Origin of the sequence: Phytohabitans houttuyneae (assembly GCF_011764425.1) — a bacterium.
Lineage (GTDB): Bacteria > Actinomycetota > Actinomycetes > Mycobacteriales > Micromonosporaceae > Phytohabitans > Phytohabitans houttuyneae.
The window spans coordinates 3915774-3935072 of sequence record NZ_BLPF01000001.1 but is presented as its reverse complement, the minus strand read 5'-3'; the positions used below and the strand labels follow the sequence as shown (position 1 = coordinate 3935072).

Sequence of the window (19299 nt, the reverse complement as noted above, 5' to 3'; positions counted from 1 at the left end):
CCCGTCGCCGCTGGCACGGCGAGGGCTCCGGAACCGCACCACAACCGATCTCACGAAAGGGCATCGGCGTGATGACTCCAAAGAGCCTAACGGACACCCGCTGTTCGGTCACCAGCAGCGTGACGCCCACCACCGACGCGGTCGTCCACGCGGTCAAGGCGCTCGCCCGGGCGGTCGACGTCGCCCAGGTCTCGGTGGTTCAAGGCCGCGACTGCGACCGGGTCAAAGTCTCGACTCTCGACCTGGCTCCGGTGACCGCGCGGTCGATCTCCGACCGGCTGTTGGCCGGCATGACGGCCGTCGAGGTTCGGCCATGGCAGGCCGGCGGCAGCCAGTTCGAGGACGTGTCCGGCCTGCTGCTGACCATGCACGTCACCGTCACCCGGTTTGTTGGCCCGGCCGCCGCGGTGGTCGAGCCGCTCGCCGAAACGCAGGCGGCCGTGGCGCGGGTGGCGGCGCTGGCGATGGCCGGGGGTGCGCGGTGACCGACCTGCCGACCATGACGTCGCCACAGTGGACCGATCCGGCCACCGTGGCAAGCCTCGCTGCCGGCCTCGACCTGGCCGACCCGGTGACCGTGCTGGTGCCGCCCGACGGGTCGTGCTGGTGGCAGGAGCGGTGCTCGATCTGCCTGCTGACTCGGGCTGAGGACAGCCTGTGGGAGCCGCACGCCATCGCTCGCCGGCGGGCGTATGCGAAGCGGAACGGTACCCGCTACGACCTGTCCCGCTGCGGGAAGTGCGGTACGCAGGTCGGTCCGGGCGGGGTGCAGAAGGACGGGCTGCGTTACTGCGACGCCGCCTGCGCGGCCCCGCACGTGGCGGTGGTGCCGAGGGCCTCGATGTGGGCCGAGGTCGACGGCGTGCTGGTCGAGGTGTTCGAGCCCGCCGAGCCCGTCTCGGCGTGGGGTCCGGTGGGGTCCCAATGAGCCGCGCCAGCACGGCCGGCCGCCGAAGCGCGCCGAAGCGAGCCGCAACCCGCGTAGCCACGCACCGGCCGGCTACCCGGCAGCGTCGGTTCCGCCACGACGACCTCATCGCGGTCGACCTGTTCTCCGGCTTCGGTGGCCTCACCGACGCCATCCGACAGGCCGGATTCACCACGATCATGGCCGCCAACCACAACGACTACAAAACCCGGGTCCACGAGGCCAACCACCCCTACGCCGAACACTGGATCGCCGACCTCGTCGACCCAGAATCGTCGGACTACCACTCGGCCGCTGACCTACCGTCCGCGGACATCCTTGTCGCCGGAATCAGCTGCACGAACCACAGCCAGGCCAACACCCAGAAGGCATACGAACAGGGCCTGACGCTGTTCGACATCGCCGGCGATGAGGAATACGAGGAGCGCGTAACCCGCTCGGAGCGGGACCGGGCCACCGCGATCTGCATCCTGCAATACGCCGAGAAGCACCACCCGCGCATGATCCTCATCGAGTGCACGACCGAGTTCACGTCGTGGGGACCGGCCGTCCCTGGGAAGAGGAAGGTCGGCGACGGCAGCACCTACAAGTGGTGGCGCACGAAGCTGCGCAACATGAAGTACCGGGCTCGAGTGCTCTATCTCAACAGCCAGTTCTTCGGCGTCTCCCAGTCCCGCGACCGGATCTACATCGTCTTCTGGGACGAAAGCCTGCCCGAGCCGGATCTGGAACACCGGCCGCCGGCGTGGTGCGACCCCTGCCACGAAGTCGTGCCCGCCGTGTGGACCTGGAAGACCGGCATCCCTCCGACGGGCCGGGTGCGGTACGGCGAGCAGTACAACTACCGCTGCCCGCGCTGCCGTGCCGAGGTCATCCCGCCGATGGCGCCGTCGATCAACGCGCTGGACCTGACCAATCTCGGTACCCGGATCGGCGATAAGCCGATCAAGAAACACAGGGACGGCTCAACCGGGCCGATGGCGGCGGCCACGATGGCGCGGGCCGACCGCTGTCGGCGGCGGTTCCCAGAGTTCCCTGCGGTGCTGATGCCTGCCAAGGCTGTGCGCGGCACGGAGCGGCACCCGTGGCAGCCGGGTCCCACCCAGACCAGCCAGCAGGAGACCGCGCTGCTCTCGACCGGCGCGGTCATGGTCGCCGCCGGCAACACCTTCGAGCACCCCGGATCCGAGTGCCGGAGCCGCGACCTGAGCCGGCCGCTGTGGGCACAGCCCGCGACCAATACGACAGGGCTACTCACGCCACCGGTCGCACTCACCGGTCAGGTGCTCGCCGCCCACCGGCACAACGGCGACGGCCAGCACATCACTCGCCCGATGGACACAGTCACGTCCACTCACGAAAAGGCGGTGCTGCTCGCGGTCAACAACTTCCAGGGCGCGCCACGCGGTGTTGGCGAGCCGCTGCCGACCCAGGGCGGCTCGGAGACCCTCAGCCTCCTGTCTGCCGGTGTCCTCCCGTTCCGCCAGAACACCGTGCCGACCGTGCATGCGGAGCCAATGCCAACGGTGACCTCCGACCAGATCCCTGGCCTGCTCACCGCTGCCGGAGTCATCAAGAACAACGGCTCGATCGACGAGGCGGGCTATCGCGCCCACCCGGTCAGCAACCCGCTCGGCACGATCGTTGCGTCGGCCGCCAGCCAGGGATTGCTGTTCTCCGGCTGGTACAAGCAGAACGGCAGCGGCGCAGACGAGACCGCTGCTCATCCACTGTCCGACCCGCTCGGCACACTCACCGCCCGCGACACCACCGCACTGCTGACCGCCGAATGGCGCGCCGCGCTCGCCGACCTCGCCCTTGAGGACTGCTATTTCCGCATGCTCGGGCCCCACGAGGTCGGCCGCGGGTGCGGCTTCGACGTGGACTTCCCCGGCTACCAGGGCAGCTTCATCGTGTGGGGCTCCGCCCGCGATCAGGTGGACGGGTACGGCAACGCGGTATCGCCTGCGGTCGGAGCGTGGATCGCATCGCGACTGCGCCCCGTGCTCGACGGGAGCAAGCCACGATGATCGCCCTCGGTACTCCCCCGACGTTCTATCTCGGGACGCACGAGCCAAGCTGGCTGGGCCGCGAAGAGGTGCCGGGCGACGCTTGCCTGTTCGTGTCGCATCGGCGACTCGCCGAACGCGGCCGGCTCCCACGGGCGCGGATGCACTGGGCCCTCGACTCCGGCGGCTTCTCTGAACTCCAGCTCTACGGCGAGTGGCGCACCACCGCGAAGGACTACGTCGCCGCGGTCCGCCGCTACGACGAGGAGATCGGCAACCTCGGCTGGGCCGCACCGCAGGACTGGATGTGCGAACCGATCATCATCAGCGGCGGCGTGGCCAACGGCGTCCGCTTCGCCGGCACGGGCCTGTCCGTGGAGGAGCACCAGCGGCGCACCGTCGCGAACTTCATCGAGCTGACCGAGCTGTGGGGCTGCGACTGGGACAGCCCGTTCATGCCCGTCCTGCAGGGCTACCACCGTGACGACTACCTGCGCTGCTGGGACCTGTACGCCGCTGCAGGCGTCGACCTGCGGAACTTCGCCGTGGTCGGTCTCGGATCGGTGTGTCGCCGCCAGGCCGCGGACGAGATCGGCGAAATCGTGCGGGCGCTGCTCGCCCTTGACGACGAGCTGCCGGTGCACGGCTTCGGGGTGAAGCTGCGCGGCCTCGACAAGTACGGCCACCTTCTGAACACCGCCGACTCGATGGCATGGAGTTACGAAGCCCGGCGCGCGAATCCGCTGCCGGAATGCCAGGCCGACCCCCGCGCGAACCACCGGAACTGCGCCAACTGCATCCGGTACGCGCTGCGGTGGCGTCAGACGGTCGTCCAGCTGCTGGACGCAGACCGGCAGCGCCACCACGAGCAACTGTCGCTCTTCGACGGACGGGGGCGGCAGCGTGACGCGCCGGTTCGACCCTGATCGTGCGCCCTGCTGGGACGAGCAGGTCTCCCACGCCGAGACGTGGACGGTCGACGCGGAGCAGCGCGACACCGTTCGGCGCCGTGTCGTAGCGCTGCTTGTGGTTGCGCCGCTCGCGGTCGCGGTGGCGGGGGTCGTGGCCTGGATCTGGCTGGGCGGTGCGTGATGATCCGAATCCCTGACGGTCTGACAGGCGCTGACGACGCCGCGGTGACGTGCATGCAGGAGGGCTGCGAGCTCCACCGCATGGTCCGCGATGACACCGTGCACACCGAGTGCGGCCTGGCGGAAGGGCTGCTGGTGCACCCTTTCCCGGCAGTTGGCCACGTGGCGTTGCTGGCCGGATCGCTGTGCACGTCGTGTTTCCCATCGTCGTCGGTGTGGACGCAGCTGGTGCGACTCGCATACCCCGACAAGTTCCGCATCGCCGATCTGAAGCCCCGCCGCGGATTCGGGTCGGTGATGAACGCCCGCGCCCACCCGGGTGTCGGGCCCCTCACCAACAATCCCCAGGAGATCAATTAATGTCCGGTGGCTCTCTGCCCCGCACTGGTTCCGGCGCTTTCGCTGTCGGCGGCACCGTCGCCGGTGTCAGCCTCGAAGCGTCCATCCCGATGCCGCTCGCAGTCGCCGCGGTCGGTGTAGCGCTGGTCCTCGCCGGCGCATTGCTGATCCGGCTCGGGTTCCGCCGCCGCCGTCCCGCGGGTGTGTCGTGACCGCCCGGCTCGTCCCGACGCGGCTCCTGGCCGCTGCAGCTGTCGTCCTGGCGGCTGCGGCGGTGTGGGCCGCCCACCACGTCGTCGCCCTCATCGGCGCGGTCAACGGTGCTGGGCACCGGTTCACCTACGTGTACGCGGCCATGTTCGGGCTGCTGGTGTGGCAGCTCGGCGTCGCCTACCTCGAACGGCCGGCGAAGGTCGGTGTCCACGACCGGCTGAAGCTCGACCAGCTGAACGTGGTTGCGATCGTGCCCGCCTTCCACGAGGACCCGGCCGCGCTGAAGGCCTGCCTGGTGTCCATGGTCGGGCAGACCCGGAAACCCAACATCATCTACGTCGTCGACGACGGCTCCACCGCGGTCGACTACACGCCCGTCAAGGCGTGGTTTCTGCAGGCTGCGCCGCTGGCCGGGATCACAGCGGCGTGGTTCCGGCAGGACAACGCCGGCAAGCGACACGCACAAGGAGCGGTCGTCGATTCGACGCCCGGCGCGGACGTGTACTGGACGGTCGACTCCGACACCGTCTCCGACCCGCACGCGCTCGAGGAGCTGCTGAAGCCGCTCGCCGATGAGCGGGTGCAGTCGGTGGCCGGGATCGTCATGGCCGCCAACGTCCGCCGAAGCTTCCTCACCCGGTTCACGGACCTGTGGTTCGTCGCCGGGCAACTCACCGACCGGTCGAGCCTGTCGGTGTTCGGGTCGGTGTGGGTCAACTCGGGGCCGATCGCCGTCTACCGGGCCGCCGTGGTGCGGGACAGCCTGGAGGCGTACCTGTCGGAGACGTTCTTCGGCCGGCGGGTGCCGTTCTCCGACGACTCGATGCTGACCCTGTTCGCGATGCTCCGCGGGCGCACAGTGCAGCAGCCGACCGCCTACGCGTTCTCGCTCATGCCGGAGACGACCGGGCACTTCGCGCGCATGTTCCTGCGGTGGATGCGCGGCAGCTTCATCCGCTCGTGGTGGCGGCTGCGGTACCTGCCGCTGACGTCGTTCGCGTACTGGGCCCACCTGCTGCGCTGGGCGCAAACCGTGGTCGCCGCGGTCGTGTTCTTCGCCGTCGCCGTGTTCGCCCCGATCACCGACCCGGATGTGTCGGTGGTGCCGTGGCTGGTCGCGGTCCCCCTGATCATCGGCTACGCACAAACCCTGCGGTACATGACCGTTCGCCGCTCCGACCAGTCGCTGGCCTACCAGTGGGCGACTTGGGCGTTGACGCCGGTCGCGGTCGTCTGGGCCTTGGTGGTGCTGCGGGCGATCCGCTGGTACGGGGTGGCCACTTGCTGGCGCACCGGGTGGGGCACCCGCCAGACCGTCGAGGTTGCCATGGCGGGTGCACGGTGAGGCGGGATCCGCGCGGCGCAGGCACTGTCCTGGCGGGCATCGGCATCGCCGTCGTCGTGGCCCTGATGGCGCCGCCTGTCGCGGCGGCGGTGGGTGTGTACCGCGGCGCGCGCTGGGCAGCCGGCCGGGTGCGGGGTGCGCGATGAACGGCGCAAGGGACTTCGCCGCGGCCGCTGGTGCGGTGGTCCTGCTGCTGCTTCTTCCGCTCCTGGCCGCGGCGGCGCTTCTCGCCGGCGTCGCGGCGCTGGCCGTCGGCGTGTGGCGCATCTACATGGCGCCCCGGCTGGCCGCGTACCGCCGGTCGGTCCGGGTCCGTGCGGCGTTCACGGGGATCGCCGCCGGCTCGCTGGCCGACCTCGCCGACGTCGACCGCCGCCTCACCGACTTCTACCCGAGCCCTGAGCTTGCACGGGAGGACTGATCATGCCCGAATCCATGACCTCTGCTGGGTGGGTTCTCGCCGGCTGGGGATTCGTGTCCGGTGTCGGCCTGACGGTGACGCTCGTCCTGCCGTACATCTGGCGGCTGAAGGACCGCGCCGACGGATACACCGGGCCGGGCGCCTGGCGGATCCTCGCCCGGACGGTGCGGGCCGCTTTTGCGGCAGCCACGCGTCCCGGTTCGGGGCCGGTGGGTGTGCCGGTGACACCGGTCCCGGTCGGCCGGGTCGAGCTCGCGCGGATGCCGGCCTACGGCGCCGAGTCGCCGGGCGCCGCCGCGGAGGGCCGGCTGGCCGGCCAGCGGACGATGGTGCTGGACGGGGCTGTTGACCGGCTCGGCCACGCCGCCAACCTCGTCGACGGCCTGCAGCGGACTGGCGCCACCGTCGTCCTCGCGCCGAGAGGCAGACCGGAGTCCCTCGCCGACGTGGATCCGGGCCCGGCCGGCGACGGTCCGGCCGCCGTCGACCGCGTGAGCTCAGCGGTCGTGCGCGGCGACCAGCAGCTGGCGGTGTGGCCGGCCAGCCAGGCGGCAGTGCTCGCCGCAGATGCGGCGGCCTCGTTTGCCCGCAGGCTGCTACGCCTCGGCGGCGCCCAGCAGTACAGCGCGCGGCACGCGGCGAGGCAGGTGCGGGCGTGAACCTGAACCTTTGGGACTGGCTGGTCATCGCGGTCTTCCCCGGCGCGAACCGGATTCCCGTCGTCGTCGGCGCGGTGCTGCTGGCCGGCGGCCTGGCAGTCCTGGTCCGCGTCAGTCCGCTGTGGACGGTCTTCCGACGCGCGCTGGCGCGCCGGGCGGCGGTCGCGCCGCGGCGGCAGGCTGCCCGTCACCGCGGTCCTCGCCGCGCCACGTCGGTCGCCTGCACCCGCAGGCAGCCCGCCGCGACTGAGGCGTCGACGATGCTGCTGCCGCGCGCCTCCGACGAACCCGACGCCACCGCGTTCCTCCCAATCACCACACGGGGTGCGAAGTGATCGGGCCTCCGTACGCCGACGCGCCATGGAACGAAATCGTCCCGGGCCTGTGGCAGGGCGGCCATGACTGGCGTGACGCCGACGGCCGCGTTCGGACCGCGGTCGTCGCCGACGAGTTCGACCTCGTCATCTCCCTCTACCACCGCGACGGATGCGGGCCCGCCGACAGCGTCGAACACCGGCACCTGCGCATCCCCGACGGTGTCCTGCTGGATTCGGACGCCGTCGCCGCCGGGCAGCTTGCCGATCTCGCCGCCGCCACCGTGATGACCGGCGCCCGTGTCCTCGTCCGCTGCCAGGCTGGCTACAACCGGTCAGGGCCGGTCACCGCCCTCACGCTCGTGCGCCTGGGTCATGACGTCGAGGCGGCCATCGACTTGGTGCGTGCGCGGCGGTCGCGGTGGGCGTTGTTCAACGAGCACTTTCTCGCCTACCTGCGGGGTGCGCGGTGAGGCGCGGGCGCGGCAAGGCCGCCGGCGCAGCGGCCCCGGCGACCGTCGACCCGGACCTCGGCGGTGTCGCGAAGGTCAACGGCTTCCACACCCCGACCACCGTGCCTGCTGGCCGGCCGGTGCTGGAGTTCGACAGCGACACCACGTGCCCGAACGTCGCGAACCATGTCCCGCAGCCGGCCGGCTATGTCGCGGCGTCGGGCTGGGCCGACAACGCGATGATCGTCGCCGTCCAGAGGCAGTGCGATGGATGCGGCCGCTGGGCGCTGTGGGTGCCGAAGCGCGCCGATCTGCGGGTGGCTGGCTGGCCGACCGGCACGTGTGACTGGGGCGGCTGCGACGTCGAGGCGGTCGCAGAGCGGCGTGACCCCGAGTCGGGCCGGTGGCTGCAGGTGTGCCGTAAGCACACCGGGATCAAGCCTCGACGTCCGTCGCCGGGTCGCGGGAAGTGTGTGGGCTGCCAGCGGTCCTACGCGCTCACCGTGGACGGTCTGGTGCGGCTGCACAGTGTGGGCTTCGACCGCTGTGTCGGATCGGGCCGCGCGCCGCGGGGTGGTTCGCATGGCTGACCTGCTCGCAACCCTTGGCCAGCGAGTCCGGGCTCTGCGGATCGCCCACGGCATGACCCAGCAGCAACTCGCCGACAGGGTGGGCCTGTCCCGCGCCTCGATCACCAACGTGGAGGGCGGACGCCAGGGCGACATCGGCGTTGTCAACCTCGTCGCGCTGGCCGACGCGTTGGGCACGACGATCGCCGACCTGACTGGTACCGCGCCGCTCGCCGTCGAGGCGTCGCCGTGGCTGGAGTTGGCTCGCCGGGTCACCGAGTCGGAGCGCGTCTATCGGCACCTGGCCGACGAGGCGTGGGCGGCGTTCGACGTCACGACCGCTGTTCGCTACCGGGGCCGTGCGGAAGGGCTAGAGATGGCCCGCAATCACCACGCCGACGTGGTCGCCGAGCAGAAGTCGGGTGGTGGCGCGGGATGAGGCGCCCGTACAGCGACCGCTACGCCGCCGCGATCGGCGCTTCTATGATCGCCTGCTGGATCCTGGCCGGCTGTGCCACCGCACTACGGGTGGCCGGGTGGCACACCCTCGCTGGGATCGTCGGCTTGGCCACGCTGCCCATTGCCGTGTTCGGTGTGGCCGCGACGGGCTGGCTGTTCCCCAAGTTCGTGGCGGCGATGGCGGCGGTTCGCCGGGAGCGGGCTGAGGCCGAGAAGTCGGCGGGTGGTGACGGCTGTGCCTGAGATCGCCGACCGTGACGTCCGCTGGGCGTTCTCCGCCGCCACTGGCCGCTTCTTCTGGGGCCGTAACCGCAAACCTGCCGGCTGGCGCGAGCCCGGCCGTGTCCTGTCGAAGTATGGCGTCACCGTGTACCGGTCGGCTCGCTGCCTGCCCTACGGCGAGTCCACTCACGCGCGCGGCTACCTGACCCACATCGCCGACGGCGTGTACACGGCTTGGCGCGACGGCCGCCTGGTCGGGCAGATGGTGCGTTGGTGGTGCGGTTCGTCGACGGTGTTGTTCCGGCTTTCCGGGGAGGCGGCTGGTCCGCTGTGCCCGATGTGCGTGGTCGCGGTTGAGCGGAGGCAACCGTGAACGCGTCAGTCGTCCTTCGGTCTTCGCCTGGGGGGCCGAGAGTCCTTCCCCTTCGGCATCCGGCTGGTGCGCGATCCGTGTCGTCTGCCGAGCGGCGGGGCGGCGCTGGGCGTCTCCTGGTCGGCGAGTTCGGGGCGATGCTCGCGTACCCATGCGCGAACGTCGCTGGCCAGCCAGATCTTTCCCATCGCCAGCGTTGTCGCCGGCGGTGGGAAGTCCGGGCGCGAGACGAGTTGCTGGACGCGCTGGCGGCTGACGCCGAGCAGGTCGGCGATCTCTGCGGCGCCCATCACCTCTTCCACGCTCAGCAACATAGTCAACACGCTACTTGTCACTTGACTAGCGGACAAGGGGTGCCACTCTAGTCACATGCCTAACTAGTCATGTGACTAGGGGGCATTTGGATCCTCACCTGCCGGCGCCACACCTGCGACTCCCCAAACAACGGGCCTCCGCAGATGAAACCGCCGCCACGACAGGAAGCGAGAACCTCGTGACTGAGAACCCTTTCAAGCCAGCCGCCAAGGAAGCCGTGAAGGCCCGGATCGCACTGCACGGCCCGGCAGGCAGCGGCAAAACCTTCACCGCCCTCACGCTCGCCACCAACCTTGCCGACAAGGTTGCTGCGATCGACACCGAGCGCGGGCGGATGAAGGAGCACCAGCGGCGCTTCAAGTTCGACCACTTCGCTCCCGAGCGGTTCGACCCGCGCGACCTCACCAAGCTCCTCGCCCAGGCCGGTGCGGCCGGCTACGGCGCCATCGTCATCGACTCGTTCTCCCACTACTGGATGGGCACCGGCGGCGCGCTGGAGTTCGTCGACGCACACGACACGGCCAAGGGAGGCAAGTTTTCCGCCGGCTGGAAGGAGTACAGGCCGATCGAGAACGCGATGCTCGACGCCGTTCTCTCCTACCCGGGCCACGTCATCGTCACCATGCGCGTTAAGACGGCCTACGTCGTGGAGACCGTCAACGGCAAGGCGAAGCCCACCAAGGTCGGGCTCAAGCCTGAGCAGCGCGAGGGCGTTGAGTACGAGTTCTCCATCGTGGGTGAGCTGGATCGCGACCACGTTATGACGGTCACCAAGTCGACGTGCGAGGACCTGCAGGACGCGCAGATCACCAAGCCAGGCGTGGAGACCGCCGCAGTGATCGCTGAGTGGTGCTCGGACGGAACCCCGTCACCGGATGCCTTGGAGTACCGGGACCAAGCGCTGAGGCAGGAGATGACGTACAACGACCTGCGCGCGTTGCACCAGGAAGTCAAGGAGCGGCGCATGCTGGGCGCCGCCATCATCGACGAGCACGGCGACGACACCACCCTCGGCGCCATGATCGTCCGGCTCGGACACGAGCGGCGTCCCGTCGCGGTGGCGTCATGACCGCCCCGAACCGCGCCGAGCTGGCGCAGGACGCACTGTTCTGGTCCGCCGTCGCCGACGCCGCGAAGGAGAAGGCGCAGCGTGCCCGCGCGGCGCTGGACTCGCAGGCCCGTGCCGAGCTGGAGCGTGACGGCGTGGCCCCGACCTGGCGGATCCCCGGCGTCGGCACCGTGCCGCTGTCCCTCACCTCGGACAGCGTGGACGTCACCGACCCCGACGCGTACCTCGCCTGGGTCGCCAAGCGCCACCCCACGGAGGTGGAGACCACCGTCCACGTGCGGCCCGCGTTCGACAAGGCGGTCCGCGAGGCAGCCGCGAAGCGCGGTGCCCCGTGCGACGAGCAGGGCGAGGTGATCCCCGGGCTGACATACCGGTCCGGGGGCGCCCCGCGCGGCGTGTCGATCCGCCCCTCGACCGACGCGAGGGCAGCCGCCGCGCGCGCCGCCGAACGGTTCCTGGCCCAGGCAGCCCAGGCGGAAAGCGAGGTCGCAGCGTGAACAGCCACCGGCCCACCAGCGAGCAGGAGGCAGTCATCGCCGCCTTCCGCGTCGGGTCCACACTCGTCGTGGAGGCCGGCGCCGGGTGCGGGAAGTCGACCACGTTGAAGATGGCGGCCCGCACGCGCCCGTCGGCGAAGGGCATCTACGTCGCCTACAACCGGGCGCTCGTCGACGAGGCGAAGCGGTCGTTCCCGTCGTCCACCTGGTGCAAGACCGCGCACGGGCTCGCGTTCGGGCCGGTCGGCAAGAGGTTCGCGCACAGGCTGAGCGGCCCGCGGAAGCCGGCTCGGGAGGTCGCCCGCATCCTAAAGATCACCGAGCCGGTGAAGGTGTCGGACACGATGCCCCTCGTCGCACCACAGCAGCTCGCCCGACTCGTGACCGCTGCCGTGGACCGGTTCTGCAAGTCTGCGGACCCGGAACCCGACCGCTGGCACGTGGCCCGGATCAACGGCGTCCAGGACTCCGAGATGCGCGTGATCCGCGACGTCGTGGTGCCGCTGGCCCGCGAGGCGTGGGCGGACCTGTGCAGCACCACCGGCGAACTGCCCTATACGCACAACTGCTACCTCAAGCTTTACCAGCTTTCCGACCCGCAGCTGCGCTGCGACTACCTGCTGCTGGATGAGGCTCAGGACGCCAACCCCGTGATGGCCAGCATTTTCGAGCAGCAGACCGATGTCCAGCGGGTGATGGTCGGCGACGCGTCACAGGCAATCAACGGCTGGAACGGCGCCGTGGACGCGATGTCGAAGTTCGCGGCGGACGCGCGGCTCACGTTGTCGCAATCGTTCCGGTTCGGGCCGGCGATCGCCGACGAAGCCAACAAGTGGCTGGAGATCCTCGACGCGCCGCTGCGGCTCCGCGGCTTCGAGCAGATCGGCTCCACGATCGGCCCTCTGGCGGCTCCGGCCGCGATCCTGTGCCGCACCAACGCCGAAACGGTGAGCCAGGTGATGGCCGCCGCGAAGGCCGGCCGCCGCGCCGCGCTGGTCGGCGGCGGTGCTGATATCCGCCGGCTCGCCGAGGCCGCGATCGACCTGAAGAACGGCCGCGGCACCGACCACCCCGAGCTGTTCATGTTCTCCAGCTGGCTGGAGGTGCAGGACTACGCCGAGCACGACACATCAGGCTCAGACCTGAGGGTGTTCGTCCGGCTCATCGATTCCCACGGCGCCGATGTCGTCATCGACACCGTTGACCGGCTGGTCGACGAGAGCCGGGCTGATGTCGTGGTGTCCACAGCGCACAAGGCCAAAGGCCGCGAGTGGCCGACTGTCCGCGTCGCCGACGACTTCCGCGAGCCGAAGGCCACCGAGGACGATCCCGAGCCGGAGATCGTCCGCGAAGACGCGATGCTCGCTTACGTCACGGTCACACGGGGCCAGGAGTACCTCGACCGCGGCGGCCTAGCGTGGGTGGACCGCTGGGTCCGCAGCGGCGTGCGGCCGGCCTTCGATGCGTCGAAGTCGACGATCGGCGAGCTGATCGATGCATCGTCTCTCGGCACGCCGGAGGCGACGGCGCACCGTGAGGCAGGCCGGCAGGCACTGTCCGCGGACCTGACTGGGATGCTGGAGGAACAGGCGGACTGGGACGCCACCGGCGTTGACGGCGCGGCTCGGGCGGTCGAACTGCCGGCGCCGCACTGCCACCGCTGCGGCAGCGGCGACAACTGCGCATGCGACCCGCAGAAGGCCGCCGAGTTCACCCAGCGGACCGGGAAGCCCGCCGGCCCAGCAGCCCAGCGGGAGGCGTTCCTCCGGAACCTCGCTGAGGGAAGGGACGTGGTCGAGTCCCTCGCCCGCGCGCTGGTGGGGATCGACGCATGAAGCGGTCGCCGCTGAATCCGATGTCGGCGAAGCGCCGCGCCGCTCTGGAGGCGGCCGGCGTCTTCCCGACCTCCACCCTGGCGCGGGTTGCGCGGCCCGCGCTGGCGGTTGCGTCGCTCGTGGTGCGGCGGCCGCGGTTCACCGGACCGGATGCGGCGACCGTCGAGGCGATGCGGCAGCGGGACGGCTTCCAGTGCGTCCGGTGCGGCGGCGCCTGCCACGGCGAACGGGGCCGCGACTGGTCCGCGCAGCATCGGCGGGCCCGGGGGAGCGGCGGCAGCAGCCGGCCGGACACCAACCGGCTTCAGAACCTGATCCTTCTCTGCGGGTCGGCGACGACCGGATGCCACGGCTGGGTCGAGTCGCACAAGGCGGAGGCGGAACGGCACGGCTGGGTGGTGTGGCAGGCCGGCGACCCGCTGCTGAAGCCCGTCGACCACTTCCTTCACGGCCTGGTGTGGCTGACCGAGGACGGCAACTGGTCGTCGCGGCGCCCGTCTGCGGCAGGTGCGGCATGACGGTCCTGCTCGCCGCCGTGCACGAGCCCGGCATCCCAGCCTGCGAGCCGGCAAACCACTGCTTCTCCTGCCAGCGCGACGAACCGGCGGTCCGCGCGTATGTGGTGTGCGGCGAGTGCGGGCACGTCTACCGGACGGCGCGGGAGCTGCGACGGGCGTGCCGCCGCGAGTTCGCCTACCTGCTGCGCGCGGACTGGCCGCGTGCGCCGTGGCGCGGCAGCCAGCCGGCGTTCGTCGACTCGCGTCCGGCGCTGATCCGGCGGTGGCTGCGGTCGTGGTTCGCCCGCGGCCCGGTCGATCGCGTTCTGCCCGCTCTGCGCCCACGACTTCTGAACTCACCTCCCCGGAACTGCAAGGAGATCAACACGATGACCAGTAGCACCACCGCCATCGAGGTCGGCGTCGACGAGGCCATCGCCGCGCTCCGCGCCGCCTCCTGGACGCGTAACCACAATTCGGTGTTCGAGCCCGCGATGACCTGCGGGAAGAAGCCGATCTACCAGCATCGCTGCGGCCGGGTCGAAGCCCTGTCCGACGAGCAGCGGACGGCGGCAACCGAGGGAATGCTGGGCTGCGACGCCTGTCTGGCCGGCCCGCAGCCGACGGAGTGGCGGCAGCTGTTCGTGGACGCGACACCCGCCCCCGTTCGGATGATCCACAGCATCGGGCGCATGTTCGGCGCGGACTGGGAGCTCGCCGACGCCGAGGAGGCGGTCCGGACGGCGAAGCAGATCCTCTGGGTGCGGGACCTGATGCGCCACGACCTGCGCGTGACGCTGGCCGACGGACGGCTTATGCGGTTCGAGGCCCAGCAGGAGAACCACGGCGCCGGGACGGTGTCGGCCCGATGAGCGAGTACGCCTTCTCCACCGACGACGCTGCGGCCGTCGCCGCTTACCGGGAAGCGGTCGACGCTGAGCGTGCTGCGGCGCGCAAGGCAGTAGACGCCGCGGTACAGCTCGGCAAGAACAAGGGAGCCCTCATCGTCTACGGCATCTGGGACCTGCCCAACCGGGTGGTCGGCCTGGCCGCCGACGACCCCACCGACCCGCCGGAGGGCTGGCGGTACGTGAAGACCCGCGACCGGCTGGAGCCCGCCCGCGGCGCCGCCGGGCAGGCCGCCCGCGACTGGTTGGCGACGCACCAGCCGGTCGACGTGCGCGCGGTGCTGCGCCAGCACGGCCTGCCTCGCAACTCGCGGTCGGAGGCCGAGCTGTCCGGCCGCTACCGGCTCAGCGTGCCGATTGTCTTCGAGCACGGCGGGGTGCTGTGGGCGAAGTACACGGGTCACCTCGGCGGCGTGGAAGGCGAGTGCACGTGGACGCCGAGGAAGCTGTCGGAGTTCTACGCCGCCAAGGAAGCCCACGAGGCGCCGGACCGGATTGCCGAGCTGATCGAGCAGGCGGGGGCCTGACGTGGCCTACGAAACCCGCGCCTACGACAACGAGCACGGCGACCCGGTCGTGGTGCTCGTGGCGTCCGGCACCCACGACGTATCGCGCCTGGTCCAGCTCCTCACGAGCGGGAACTGCGAGCAGGTCGACCTGGGGGACCAGGTGCTGCAGCAGGTGCGCCGGCACAACGGCGGCCGGGCCGCGCTCCAACTCCTCGCCGCGCACGGCGGACCGGACCTGCTGTTCGAGGTCGGCCAGCCCGAACCCGAGGCGGTGACCAGCAGTGGCTGAGCAGATCGAAGTCTGGCCGTTCGGGCGCGACGCCGACCGGGACCACCCGCTGACCGCGCACCGCATCGCCGTCACGTCGTCGCATCCAGGCTGGCGGTTCCTGGTCGCTTTCGACCGCGAGTCCGAAGCCCAGCCAACTGACGCCGAGGCAGCAATGCTGGCGTCGTTCCTCAGCGAGTACAAGGACCGCCACTACGGCGACAGCGGCTACCGCCGGCGGATGGAACAGCGCACCTTGGACGTGGACAACGGCGCCAACGGGCTCGTCTTCCACAAGTGGGGCGACGACGACTGGGGCTTCCGGCGGCAGTCGTTCGAGCGGGGGTTCCTGTTCACCGTCGTCTGGCCCGTCATGCGGAACGACGACCGCTACGCCGGCCACGAATGGCGGGGGCCTCTCGCGCTACACGTGCTGATGGATCGAATCCACACGGTCTGTGACGACAAACCGATGCAGCGGTGGACCGACTGGAAGGCCGCGCACCCTGAGGTCTTCGCAGTGGCAGGTGAGCCCCGGTGACGACCATGCCGCTGCCGTTCTGGGCCGACAGGTTCGACATGGACCTGCCGAAGCTCCTGCCCGACTTCGACGACCTGCTCGGCGACACCGCCAACACACCACTGTGGACGTACGGCGGCGAAACACACGGCCGGCTCAACCACCCCTCCACGTGGGGCGGCATCGCCTACTTCGGACTCACCGACGCCGACACCGGCAAACCCGACGCATACGTGCCCGGCTGGCCGCTGATCGAGTGCACGTGGCGGGAAGCGGTACGTGACGCCTGGCCACACACCTACGTCCTCGCCGTCGAGGCCCTGCCAGTGTGGGACGCCCACTCCCTGGCCCGCACGTTCATGGAGCTGATGTACGACCGACGCGGCCAGCAGCCGCTGCCGGAGGGGCGCGCCGACCAGCTCCTGGACTCGGTGCGCGCCGGCCTGCGGGCGGCCACCCTGCACGTGCAGCGCCTCGCCGCGGAGGTGGGTCGGTGACCGCAACATCCGAACCGCGCACCTGGACACTGGAGATCCGGCCGCCGGCACCGTTTCTCAACCTCAACGACCGCCGGGAACGCCGGTCGAACGCGCCCCGACCGTGGCGTGCCGCCGGATGGGCGGCCGCGAAGCAGGCGAAGCTTCCCACGGGGCTGGCCCGGGTGCGGATCGACGTCGTGGTGTGGCTACCGCCGAACAGTGACCCGGATGAGGAGAACCTGCGCGCCACCACCAAGGCGCTCGTCGATGGGCTGGGGCGACCCCACATCCAAAAGCCGAACCCGGCGAAGAACTTCAAGGGGCTGCGGCTCCCGGCTACGGGCTGATCTCCAACGACAACCGTAAGCACCTCGACGGCCCGCACCTGCACATCGCCCGCGAGCCAATCGCGCCGATCGGCTGGGTGGACATGTACGTCACCGACCTCACCGACGTGCCGGCCGGCCGCACGTGGACGCCGACGCTGCGGCTCACGACGACGAGCCAGCGGATCTCCACCAAGCGGGCCTGCAACGGCTGCTCCCGGCTGATCGGCGACGTTACCGAAGCCGAGATCGAGGCCGCAATCGCGGGCCGGCCGATCGCTCTGATCGACGTGCGCAGCGAGTGCCCCACCTGCAAGGAGGCGACCGCATCATGACCGAACTGGACGTGCAGCCCGACCGTGGCGGCGACCTCATCGCCCACCCCGAGGGCTGGCTGGCCGGCCTCACCGAACGGGTCAAGCCGCCGGCCGGGGACGGCACCGCGCAGATGGACGTCACCGAGGCATCCATCACGGCCCTGGCGGCCGCGGCGATGCAGGCGGTATCCGCGGACGAGAGCGCCCACGGGCTGAACCTCACCGCCGCCCGCGAGGCGATCGCAGGACTGGCGCACCAGGCGCGGCTGGCGGTCGCCCACGATCGGCAGCCGTACCCGACCGCCGACGCCTACCGCGCGGTGTGCACAGCGCTGGAAGCGCGGAAGGCGAGACTCGACGTGGCCGAAGCACGCTTGGCGCGCGTCGTGGCCGTTCTCGCTGACCTCGACCAGCAGCCCACCCCGGCGGCAACCTTCACCGCCGACGGCGAAACCGCGTATCAGCAGGCGCTCGCGTACACGGTCGAACGGCTCCGCGACGTCCTATCTCCCGACCGGACGTGCCGCTGCACCGCCGACTACAAGTCGATCAACGCGCACAAGGCCGGCTGCCCCGCCGACGACCGGCCGCTCGTCAAGCAGCTGCGGCAGGCGATCGCCGAGCCCGGTTCGGTGGTCGGGTGCCGCCGCGGCCCGTCGTGGAGAAAGAACCACCCGGCGTACGCCGAGGAGCCGGAGACGGTGCCGGCGTGGAGTGCCCGCGCGGTGCTCGTCGTCCTCGGCGTGGGCGTGGAGCAGCGTCGTGGCTGACAACACCACGATCGAGTGGACCCAGGCCACGTGGAACCCGACCACGGGCTGCGATCGCGTCTCAGGCGGCTGCGACAACTGCTACGCCCTCACGCTCGCCAAGCGGCTCAAGGCGATGGGCTCGCCGAAGTACCAGACCGACGGCGACCCCCGAACCAGCGGTCCTGGGTTCGGGGTCGCTACCCACGAAGACACGCTTGTCGACCCGCTCGGCTGGGGAACGCCGCGCCGCATCTTCGTCAACTCCATGTCGGACCTGTTCCACGAAGCGGTACCCGACGACTTCATCGCCCGCGTGTTCGCGGTGATGGCGCTGTCGCCGCAGCACACCTTCCAGCTCCTCACGAAGCGGCACGGGCGGATGCGGTCGCTACTCTCGGGCGGTCCGGAGTACGCGTGGATCGTGCCGCGTCACACGTCGCCCTTTGTCCAGGCCGTGTACGAGGAGGCCCGCAAGCTCCGCCCCGGTGGACCGCTGATGCGTTGGCCGCTGCCGAATCTCTGGCTCGGTGTGTCCGTCGAAGATCAGAAGTGGGCGGACATCCGCATCCCGGCGCTGCTCGACACTCCGGCCGCCGTCCGCTGGCTGTCCTGCGAGCCGCTGCTCGGCCCGGTCGACATCTCCCGCTACCTGTGGCTCACGGGGGCGTCGACCGCCGGACCGTTCTACGACTTCGCCGGCCGTCGCCGCGGCGGTGCTGGGGGCATCGGCGGTCAGGCGTTCACCAGCGTTCCGGCGCGCGACCTGCACTGGGTCGTGGTCGGCGGCGAGTCCGGACACAGCGCACGGCCCATGCACCCGGACTGGGCGCGCTCGCTTCGCGACCAGTGCGTGCGCGCCGAGGTGGCGTTCTTCTTCAAGCAGTGGGGCGCCTGGGCTCCCGGCGACCGCAACGGCTGGTACTCGCGATCGCACTGGGTCGATGACGGCACGGGCGGCAATGAGGCGTTCATGTACGCGCCGCGCTCCAAGTCGCTCCGCGAGCTCGACGGCCGCACCTGGGACCAGTACCCCGAGGCGGTGAACGCCTGATGGCTCAGCGTCTCCAACTCAGCCGTCAGAAGGGGTGGCGCATGCCGACCGGCGCGGTCGTCGTCGCCCGGCCGACCGTCTGGGGGAGCCCGTTCGGCTACCGGACGTACACCGGCCTGGCCCGGGTGCCCGCCCTCGACGGGTCGGCGTGGGAGTACGAGGGCCGGCTCTCCGCCGACGGCATGCAGCACAACATGCACCACGCCGACGGCACCGTCACCCTCCACCGCGTCCGGTACATGACCCGCGAGGAGATCGTCGAGACGTACCGGCGGGCCCTGTGCGAGCCGACCCCGCAGCTGCGGCTGTGGCACCGCGTCGAGCGGCGGCCGCTGTCCGTCGAGGACGTGCGCCGGGAGTTGGCCGGCAAGGACCTCCTCTGCTGGTGCCGCAGCGATCAGCCGTGCCATGGCGATGTTCTCCTGGCCGTGGCGCGCGGGGAGAATCCGTGATCGACCGCGTCATCGCAGACCGTCCCGCGCGGCGCAGCCCCAGGATCAGGGGGCACGAGCGCCGTCTCCTCCCGATCGGCCAACCGAAGCCACGCCAGGCTCCGCCGGGA

At 70.7% G+C, this 19299-nt stretch carries 31 protein-coding genes; 30 read left to right on the top strand and 1 reads right to left on the bottom strand.

From position 1 onward, the window contains the following. The first annotated feature begins 119 nt into the window (after positions 1-119). From Phou_RS18095 to Phou_RS18020, 16 genes are all read left to right on the top strand, one after another. Positions 120-485, top strand: a complete 366-nt coding sequence (locus tag Phou_RS18095; RefSeq protein WP_173057082.1) for a hypothetical protein — start codon at positions 120-122, stop codon at positions 483-485. Beyond that, on the top strand, positions 482-928 hold the full coding sequence (locus tag Phou_RS18090) for a hypothetical protein (protein ID WP_173057081.1): 447 nt from the start codon (positions 482-484) through the stop codon (positions 926-928). Before Phou_RS18095 ends, Phou_RS18090 begins: the two co-directional genes overlap by 4 nt. Beyond that, positions 925-2958, top strand: a complete 2034-nt coding sequence (locus tag Phou_RS18085) for a DNA cytosine methyltransferase (RefSeq protein WP_173057080.1) — start codon at positions 925-927, stop codon at positions 2956-2958. The genes Phou_RS18090 and Phou_RS18085 overlap by 4 nt, the downstream gene beginning before the upstream one ends. Beyond that, the gene (locus Phou_RS18080) at positions 2955-3863 is read left to right on the top strand and encodes a deazapurine DNA modification protein DpdA family protein (protein WP_218579049.1); all 909 of its coding nucleotides are present in this window, start codon (positions 2955-2957) and stop codon (positions 3861-3863) included. The genes Phou_RS18085 and Phou_RS18080 overlap by 4 nt, the downstream gene beginning before the upstream one ends. Beyond that, a complete protein-coding gene (locus Phou_RS18075; protein ID WP_173057079.1) occupies positions 3841-4029 on the top strand; it encodes a hypothetical protein in 189 nt (62 codons plus the stop codon). The genes Phou_RS18080 and Phou_RS18075 overlap by 23 nt, the downstream gene beginning before the upstream one ends. Before the next feature lie 53 nt (positions 4030-4082). Continuing rightward, entirely contained in the window at positions 4083-4388 is a 306-nt protein-coding gene (locus Phou_RS18070) for a hypothetical protein (RefSeq protein WP_173057078.1), read from the top strand. Next, entirely contained in the window at positions 4388-4579 is a 192-nt protein-coding gene (locus Phou_RS18065; RefSeq protein WP_173057077.1) for a hypothetical protein, read from the top strand. The genes Phou_RS18070 and Phou_RS18065 overlap by 1 nt, the downstream gene beginning before the upstream one ends. Then, positions 4576-5925, top strand: a complete 1350-nt coding sequence (locus Phou_RS18060) for a glycosyltransferase (protein ID WP_173057076.1) — start codon at positions 4576-4578, stop codon at positions 5923-5925. Before Phou_RS18065 ends, Phou_RS18060 begins: the two co-directional genes overlap by 4 nt. 142 nt (positions 5926-6067) lie before the next feature. Then, positions 6068-6346, top strand: coding sequence for a hypothetical protein (locus Phou_RS18055; protein WP_173057075.1), 279 nt, complete (start codon positions 6068-6070; stop codon positions 6344-6346). A 2-nt stretch (positions 6347-6348) separates the two neighbouring features. Then, positions 6349-7005 carry a hypothetical protein gene (locus Phou_RS18050; protein WP_173057074.1) on the top strand — a complete coding sequence of 219 codons (657 nt, stop codon included), beginning with the start codon at positions 6349-6351 and terminating at the stop codon, positions 7003-7005. Further along, positions 7002-7340, top strand: coding sequence for a hypothetical protein (locus Phou_RS18045; protein ID WP_173057073.1), 339 nt, complete (start codon positions 7002-7004; stop codon positions 7338-7340). The genes Phou_RS18050 and Phou_RS18045 overlap by 4 nt, the downstream gene beginning before the upstream one ends. Beyond that, positions 7337-7792: a protein-tyrosine phosphatase family protein gene (locus Phou_RS18040; RefSeq protein WP_218579048.1), complete on the top strand. Its 456-nt coding sequence runs from the start codon at positions 7337-7339 to the stop codon at positions 7790-7792. Before Phou_RS18045 ends, Phou_RS18040 begins: the two co-directional genes overlap by 4 nt. Beyond that, a complete protein-coding gene (locus tag Phou_RS18035; RefSeq protein WP_173057072.1) occupies positions 7789-8361 on the top strand; it encodes a hypothetical protein in 573 nt (190 codons plus the stop codon). Before Phou_RS18040 ends, Phou_RS18035 begins: the two co-directional genes overlap by 4 nt. Further along, complete coding sequence (locus Phou_RS18030; protein WP_173057071.1) at positions 8354-8779, top strand: helix-turn-helix domain-containing protein; 426 nt, start codon at positions 8354-8356, stop codon at positions 8777-8779. Before Phou_RS18035 ends, Phou_RS18030 begins: the two co-directional genes overlap by 8 nt. Then, a complete protein-coding gene (locus Phou_RS18025) occupies positions 8776-9042 on the top strand; it encodes a hypothetical protein (protein WP_173057070.1) in 267 nt (88 codons plus the stop codon). The genes Phou_RS18030 and Phou_RS18025 overlap by 4 nt, the downstream gene beginning before the upstream one ends. Further along, positions 9035-9394 (top strand): hypothetical protein, encoded by a 360-nt coding sequence (locus Phou_RS18020; protein WP_173057069.1) that lies wholly within the window; start codon positions 9035-9037, stop codon positions 9392-9394. Before Phou_RS18025 ends, Phou_RS18020 begins: the two co-directional genes overlap by 8 nt. A gap of 5 nt (positions 9395-9399) precedes the next feature. Here Phou_RS18020 and Phou_RS54980 read toward each other — a convergent pair whose 3' ends face one another. Further along, entirely contained in the window at positions 9400-9708 is a 309-nt protein-coding gene (locus Phou_RS54980) for a helix-turn-helix transcriptional regulator (RefSeq protein ID WP_308784459.1), read from the bottom strand. Positions 9709-9794: 86 nt separating this feature from the next. Between Phou_RS54980 and Phou_RS18010 the strand changes: the two genes are divergently transcribed. The 14 genes from Phou_RS18010 (at position 9795) to Phou_RS17945 (ending at position 19189) form a co-directional block, all read left to right on the top strand. Next, positions 9795-10778 carry an AAA family ATPase gene (locus Phou_RS18010; RefSeq protein WP_246273601.1) on the top strand — a complete coding sequence of 328 codons (984 nt, stop codon included), beginning with the start codon at positions 9795-9797 and terminating at the stop codon, positions 10776-10778. Then, on the top strand, positions 10775-11275 hold the full coding sequence (locus Phou_RS18005; protein WP_173057068.1) for a hypothetical protein: 501 nt from the start codon (positions 10775-10777) through the stop codon (positions 11273-11275). Before Phou_RS18010 ends, Phou_RS18005 begins: the two co-directional genes overlap by 4 nt. Further along, a complete protein-coding gene (locus tag Phou_RS18000) occupies positions 11272-13110 on the top strand; it encodes a UvrD-helicase domain-containing protein (RefSeq protein WP_173057067.1) in 1839 nt (612 codons plus the stop codon). The genes Phou_RS18005 and Phou_RS18000 overlap by 4 nt, the downstream gene beginning before the upstream one ends. Further along, positions 13107-13628 (top strand): HNH endonuclease, encoded by a 522-nt coding sequence (locus Phou_RS17995; RefSeq protein WP_173057066.1) that lies wholly within the window; start codon positions 13107-13109, stop codon positions 13626-13628. Before Phou_RS18000 ends, Phou_RS17995 begins: the two co-directional genes overlap by 4 nt. Next, the gene (locus Phou_RS17990; protein WP_173057065.1) at positions 13625-14479 is read left to right on the top strand and encodes a hypothetical protein; all 855 of its coding nucleotides are present in this window, start codon (positions 13625-13627) and stop codon (positions 14477-14479) included. The genes Phou_RS17995 and Phou_RS17990 overlap by 4 nt, the downstream gene beginning before the upstream one ends. Then, the gene (locus Phou_RS17985) at positions 14476-15042 is read left to right on the top strand and encodes a hypothetical protein (RefSeq protein WP_173057064.1); all 567 of its coding nucleotides are present in this window, start codon (positions 14476-14478) and stop codon (positions 15040-15042) included. Before Phou_RS17990 ends, Phou_RS17985 begins: the two co-directional genes overlap by 4 nt. A gap of 1 nt (position 15043) precedes the next feature. Beyond that, positions 15044-15313 carry a hypothetical protein gene (locus Phou_RS17980; RefSeq protein WP_173057063.1) on the top strand — a complete coding sequence of 90 codons (270 nt, stop codon included), beginning with the start codon at positions 15044-15046 and terminating at the stop codon, positions 15311-15313. After that, positions 15306-15833 carry a hypothetical protein gene (locus tag Phou_RS17975; RefSeq protein ID WP_173057062.1) on the top strand — a complete coding sequence of 176 codons (528 nt, stop codon included), beginning with the start codon at positions 15306-15308 and terminating at the stop codon, positions 15831-15833. Before Phou_RS17980 ends, Phou_RS17975 begins: the two co-directional genes overlap by 8 nt. Beyond that, positions 15830-16309, top strand: a complete 480-nt coding sequence (locus Phou_RS17970) for a hypothetical protein (protein ID WP_173057061.1) — start codon at positions 15830-15832, stop codon at positions 16307-16309. The genes Phou_RS17975 and Phou_RS17970 overlap by 4 nt, the downstream gene beginning before the upstream one ends. Beyond that, a complete protein-coding gene (locus tag Phou_RS17965; protein WP_173057060.1) occupies positions 16306-16638 on the top strand; it encodes a hypothetical protein in 333 nt (110 codons plus the stop codon). The genes Phou_RS17970 and Phou_RS17965 overlap by 4 nt, the downstream gene beginning before the upstream one ends. Before the next feature lie 77 nt (positions 16639-16715). Next, positions 16716-16952 carry a hypothetical protein gene (locus Phou_RS17960; RefSeq protein ID WP_173057059.1) on the top strand — a complete coding sequence of 79 codons (237 nt, stop codon included), beginning with the start codon at positions 16716-16718 and terminating at the stop codon, positions 16950-16952. Beyond that, complete coding sequence (locus Phou_RS17955) at positions 16949-17704, top strand: hypothetical protein (protein WP_173057058.1); 756 nt, start codon at positions 16949-16951, stop codon at positions 17702-17704. Before Phou_RS17960 ends, Phou_RS17955 begins: the two co-directional genes overlap by 4 nt. Further along, on the top strand, positions 17697-18737 hold the full coding sequence (locus tag Phou_RS17950) for a DUF5131 family protein (protein WP_173057057.1): 1041 nt from the start codon (positions 17697-17699) through the stop codon (positions 18735-18737). Before Phou_RS17955 ends, Phou_RS17950 begins: the two co-directional genes overlap by 8 nt. Next, positions 18737-19189 carry a DUF4326 domain-containing protein gene (locus Phou_RS17945; protein WP_218579047.1) on the top strand — a complete coding sequence of 151 codons (453 nt, stop codon included), beginning with the start codon at positions 18737-18739 and terminating at the stop codon, positions 19187-19189. Before Phou_RS17950 ends, Phou_RS17945 begins: the two co-directional genes overlap by 1 nt. The last annotated feature ends 110 nt before the right edge of the window (positions 19190-19299 follow it).

Coding starts and splice junctions, on each gene's coding strand:
- Phou_RS18085 (WP_173057080.1), top strand. CDS start 925: ATGAGCCGCGCCAGCACGGCCGGCCGCCGAAGCGCGCCGAAGCGAGCC.
- Phou_RS18080 (WP_218579049.1), top strand. CDS start 2,955: ATGATCGCCCTCGGTACTCCCCCGACGTTCTATCTCGGGACGCACGAG.
- Phou_RS18070 (WP_173057078.1), top strand. CDS start 4,083: ATGCAGGAGGGCTGCGAGCTCCACCGCATGGTCCGCGATGACACCGTG.
- Phou_RS18065 (WP_173057077.1), top strand. CDS start 4,388: ATGTCCGGTGGCTCTCTGCCCCGCACTGGTTCCGGCGCTTTCGCTGTC.
- Phou_RS18055 (WP_173057075.1), top strand. CDS start 6,068: ATGAACGGCGCAAGGGACTTCGCCGCGGCCGCTGGTGCGGTGGTCCTG.
- Phou_RS18050 (WP_173057074.1), top strand. CDS start 6,349: ATGCCCGAATCCATGACCTCTGCTGGGTGGGTTCTCGCCGGCTGGGGA.
- Phou_RS18030 (WP_173057071.1), top strand. CDS start 8,354: ATGGCTGACCTGCTCGCAACCCTTGGCCAGCGAGTCCGGGCTCTGCGG.
- Phou_RS18025 (WP_173057070.1), top strand. CDS start 8,776: ATGAGGCGCCCGTACAGCGACCGCTACGCCGCCGCGATCGGCGCTTCT.
- Phou_RS54980 (WP_308784459.1), bottom strand. CDS start 9,708: ATGTTGCTGAGCGTGGAAGAGGTGATGGGCGCCGCAGAGATCGCCGAC.
- Phou_RS18005 (WP_173057068.1), top strand. CDS start 10,775: ATGACCGCCCCGAACCGCGCCGAGCTGGCGCAGGACGCACTGTTCTGG.
- Phou_RS17995 (WP_173057066.1), top strand. CDS start 13,107: ATGAAGCGGTCGCCGCTGAATCCGATGTCGGCGAAGCGCCGCGCCGCT.
- Phou_RS17990 (WP_173057065.1), top strand. CDS start 13,625: ATGACGGTCCTGCTCGCCGCCGTGCACGAGCCCGGCATCCCAGCCTGC.
- Phou_RS17985 (WP_173057064.1), top strand. CDS start 14,476: ATGAGCGAGTACGCCTTCTCCACCGACGACGCTGCGGCCGTCGCCGCT.
- Phou_RS17955 (WP_173057058.1), top strand. CDS start 16,949: ATGACCGAACTGGACGTGCAGCCCGACCGTGGCGGCGACCTCATCGCC.
- Phou_RS17945 (WP_218579047.1), top strand. CDS start 18,737: ATGGCTCAGCGTCTCCAACTCAGCCGTCAGAAGGGGTGGCGCATGCCG.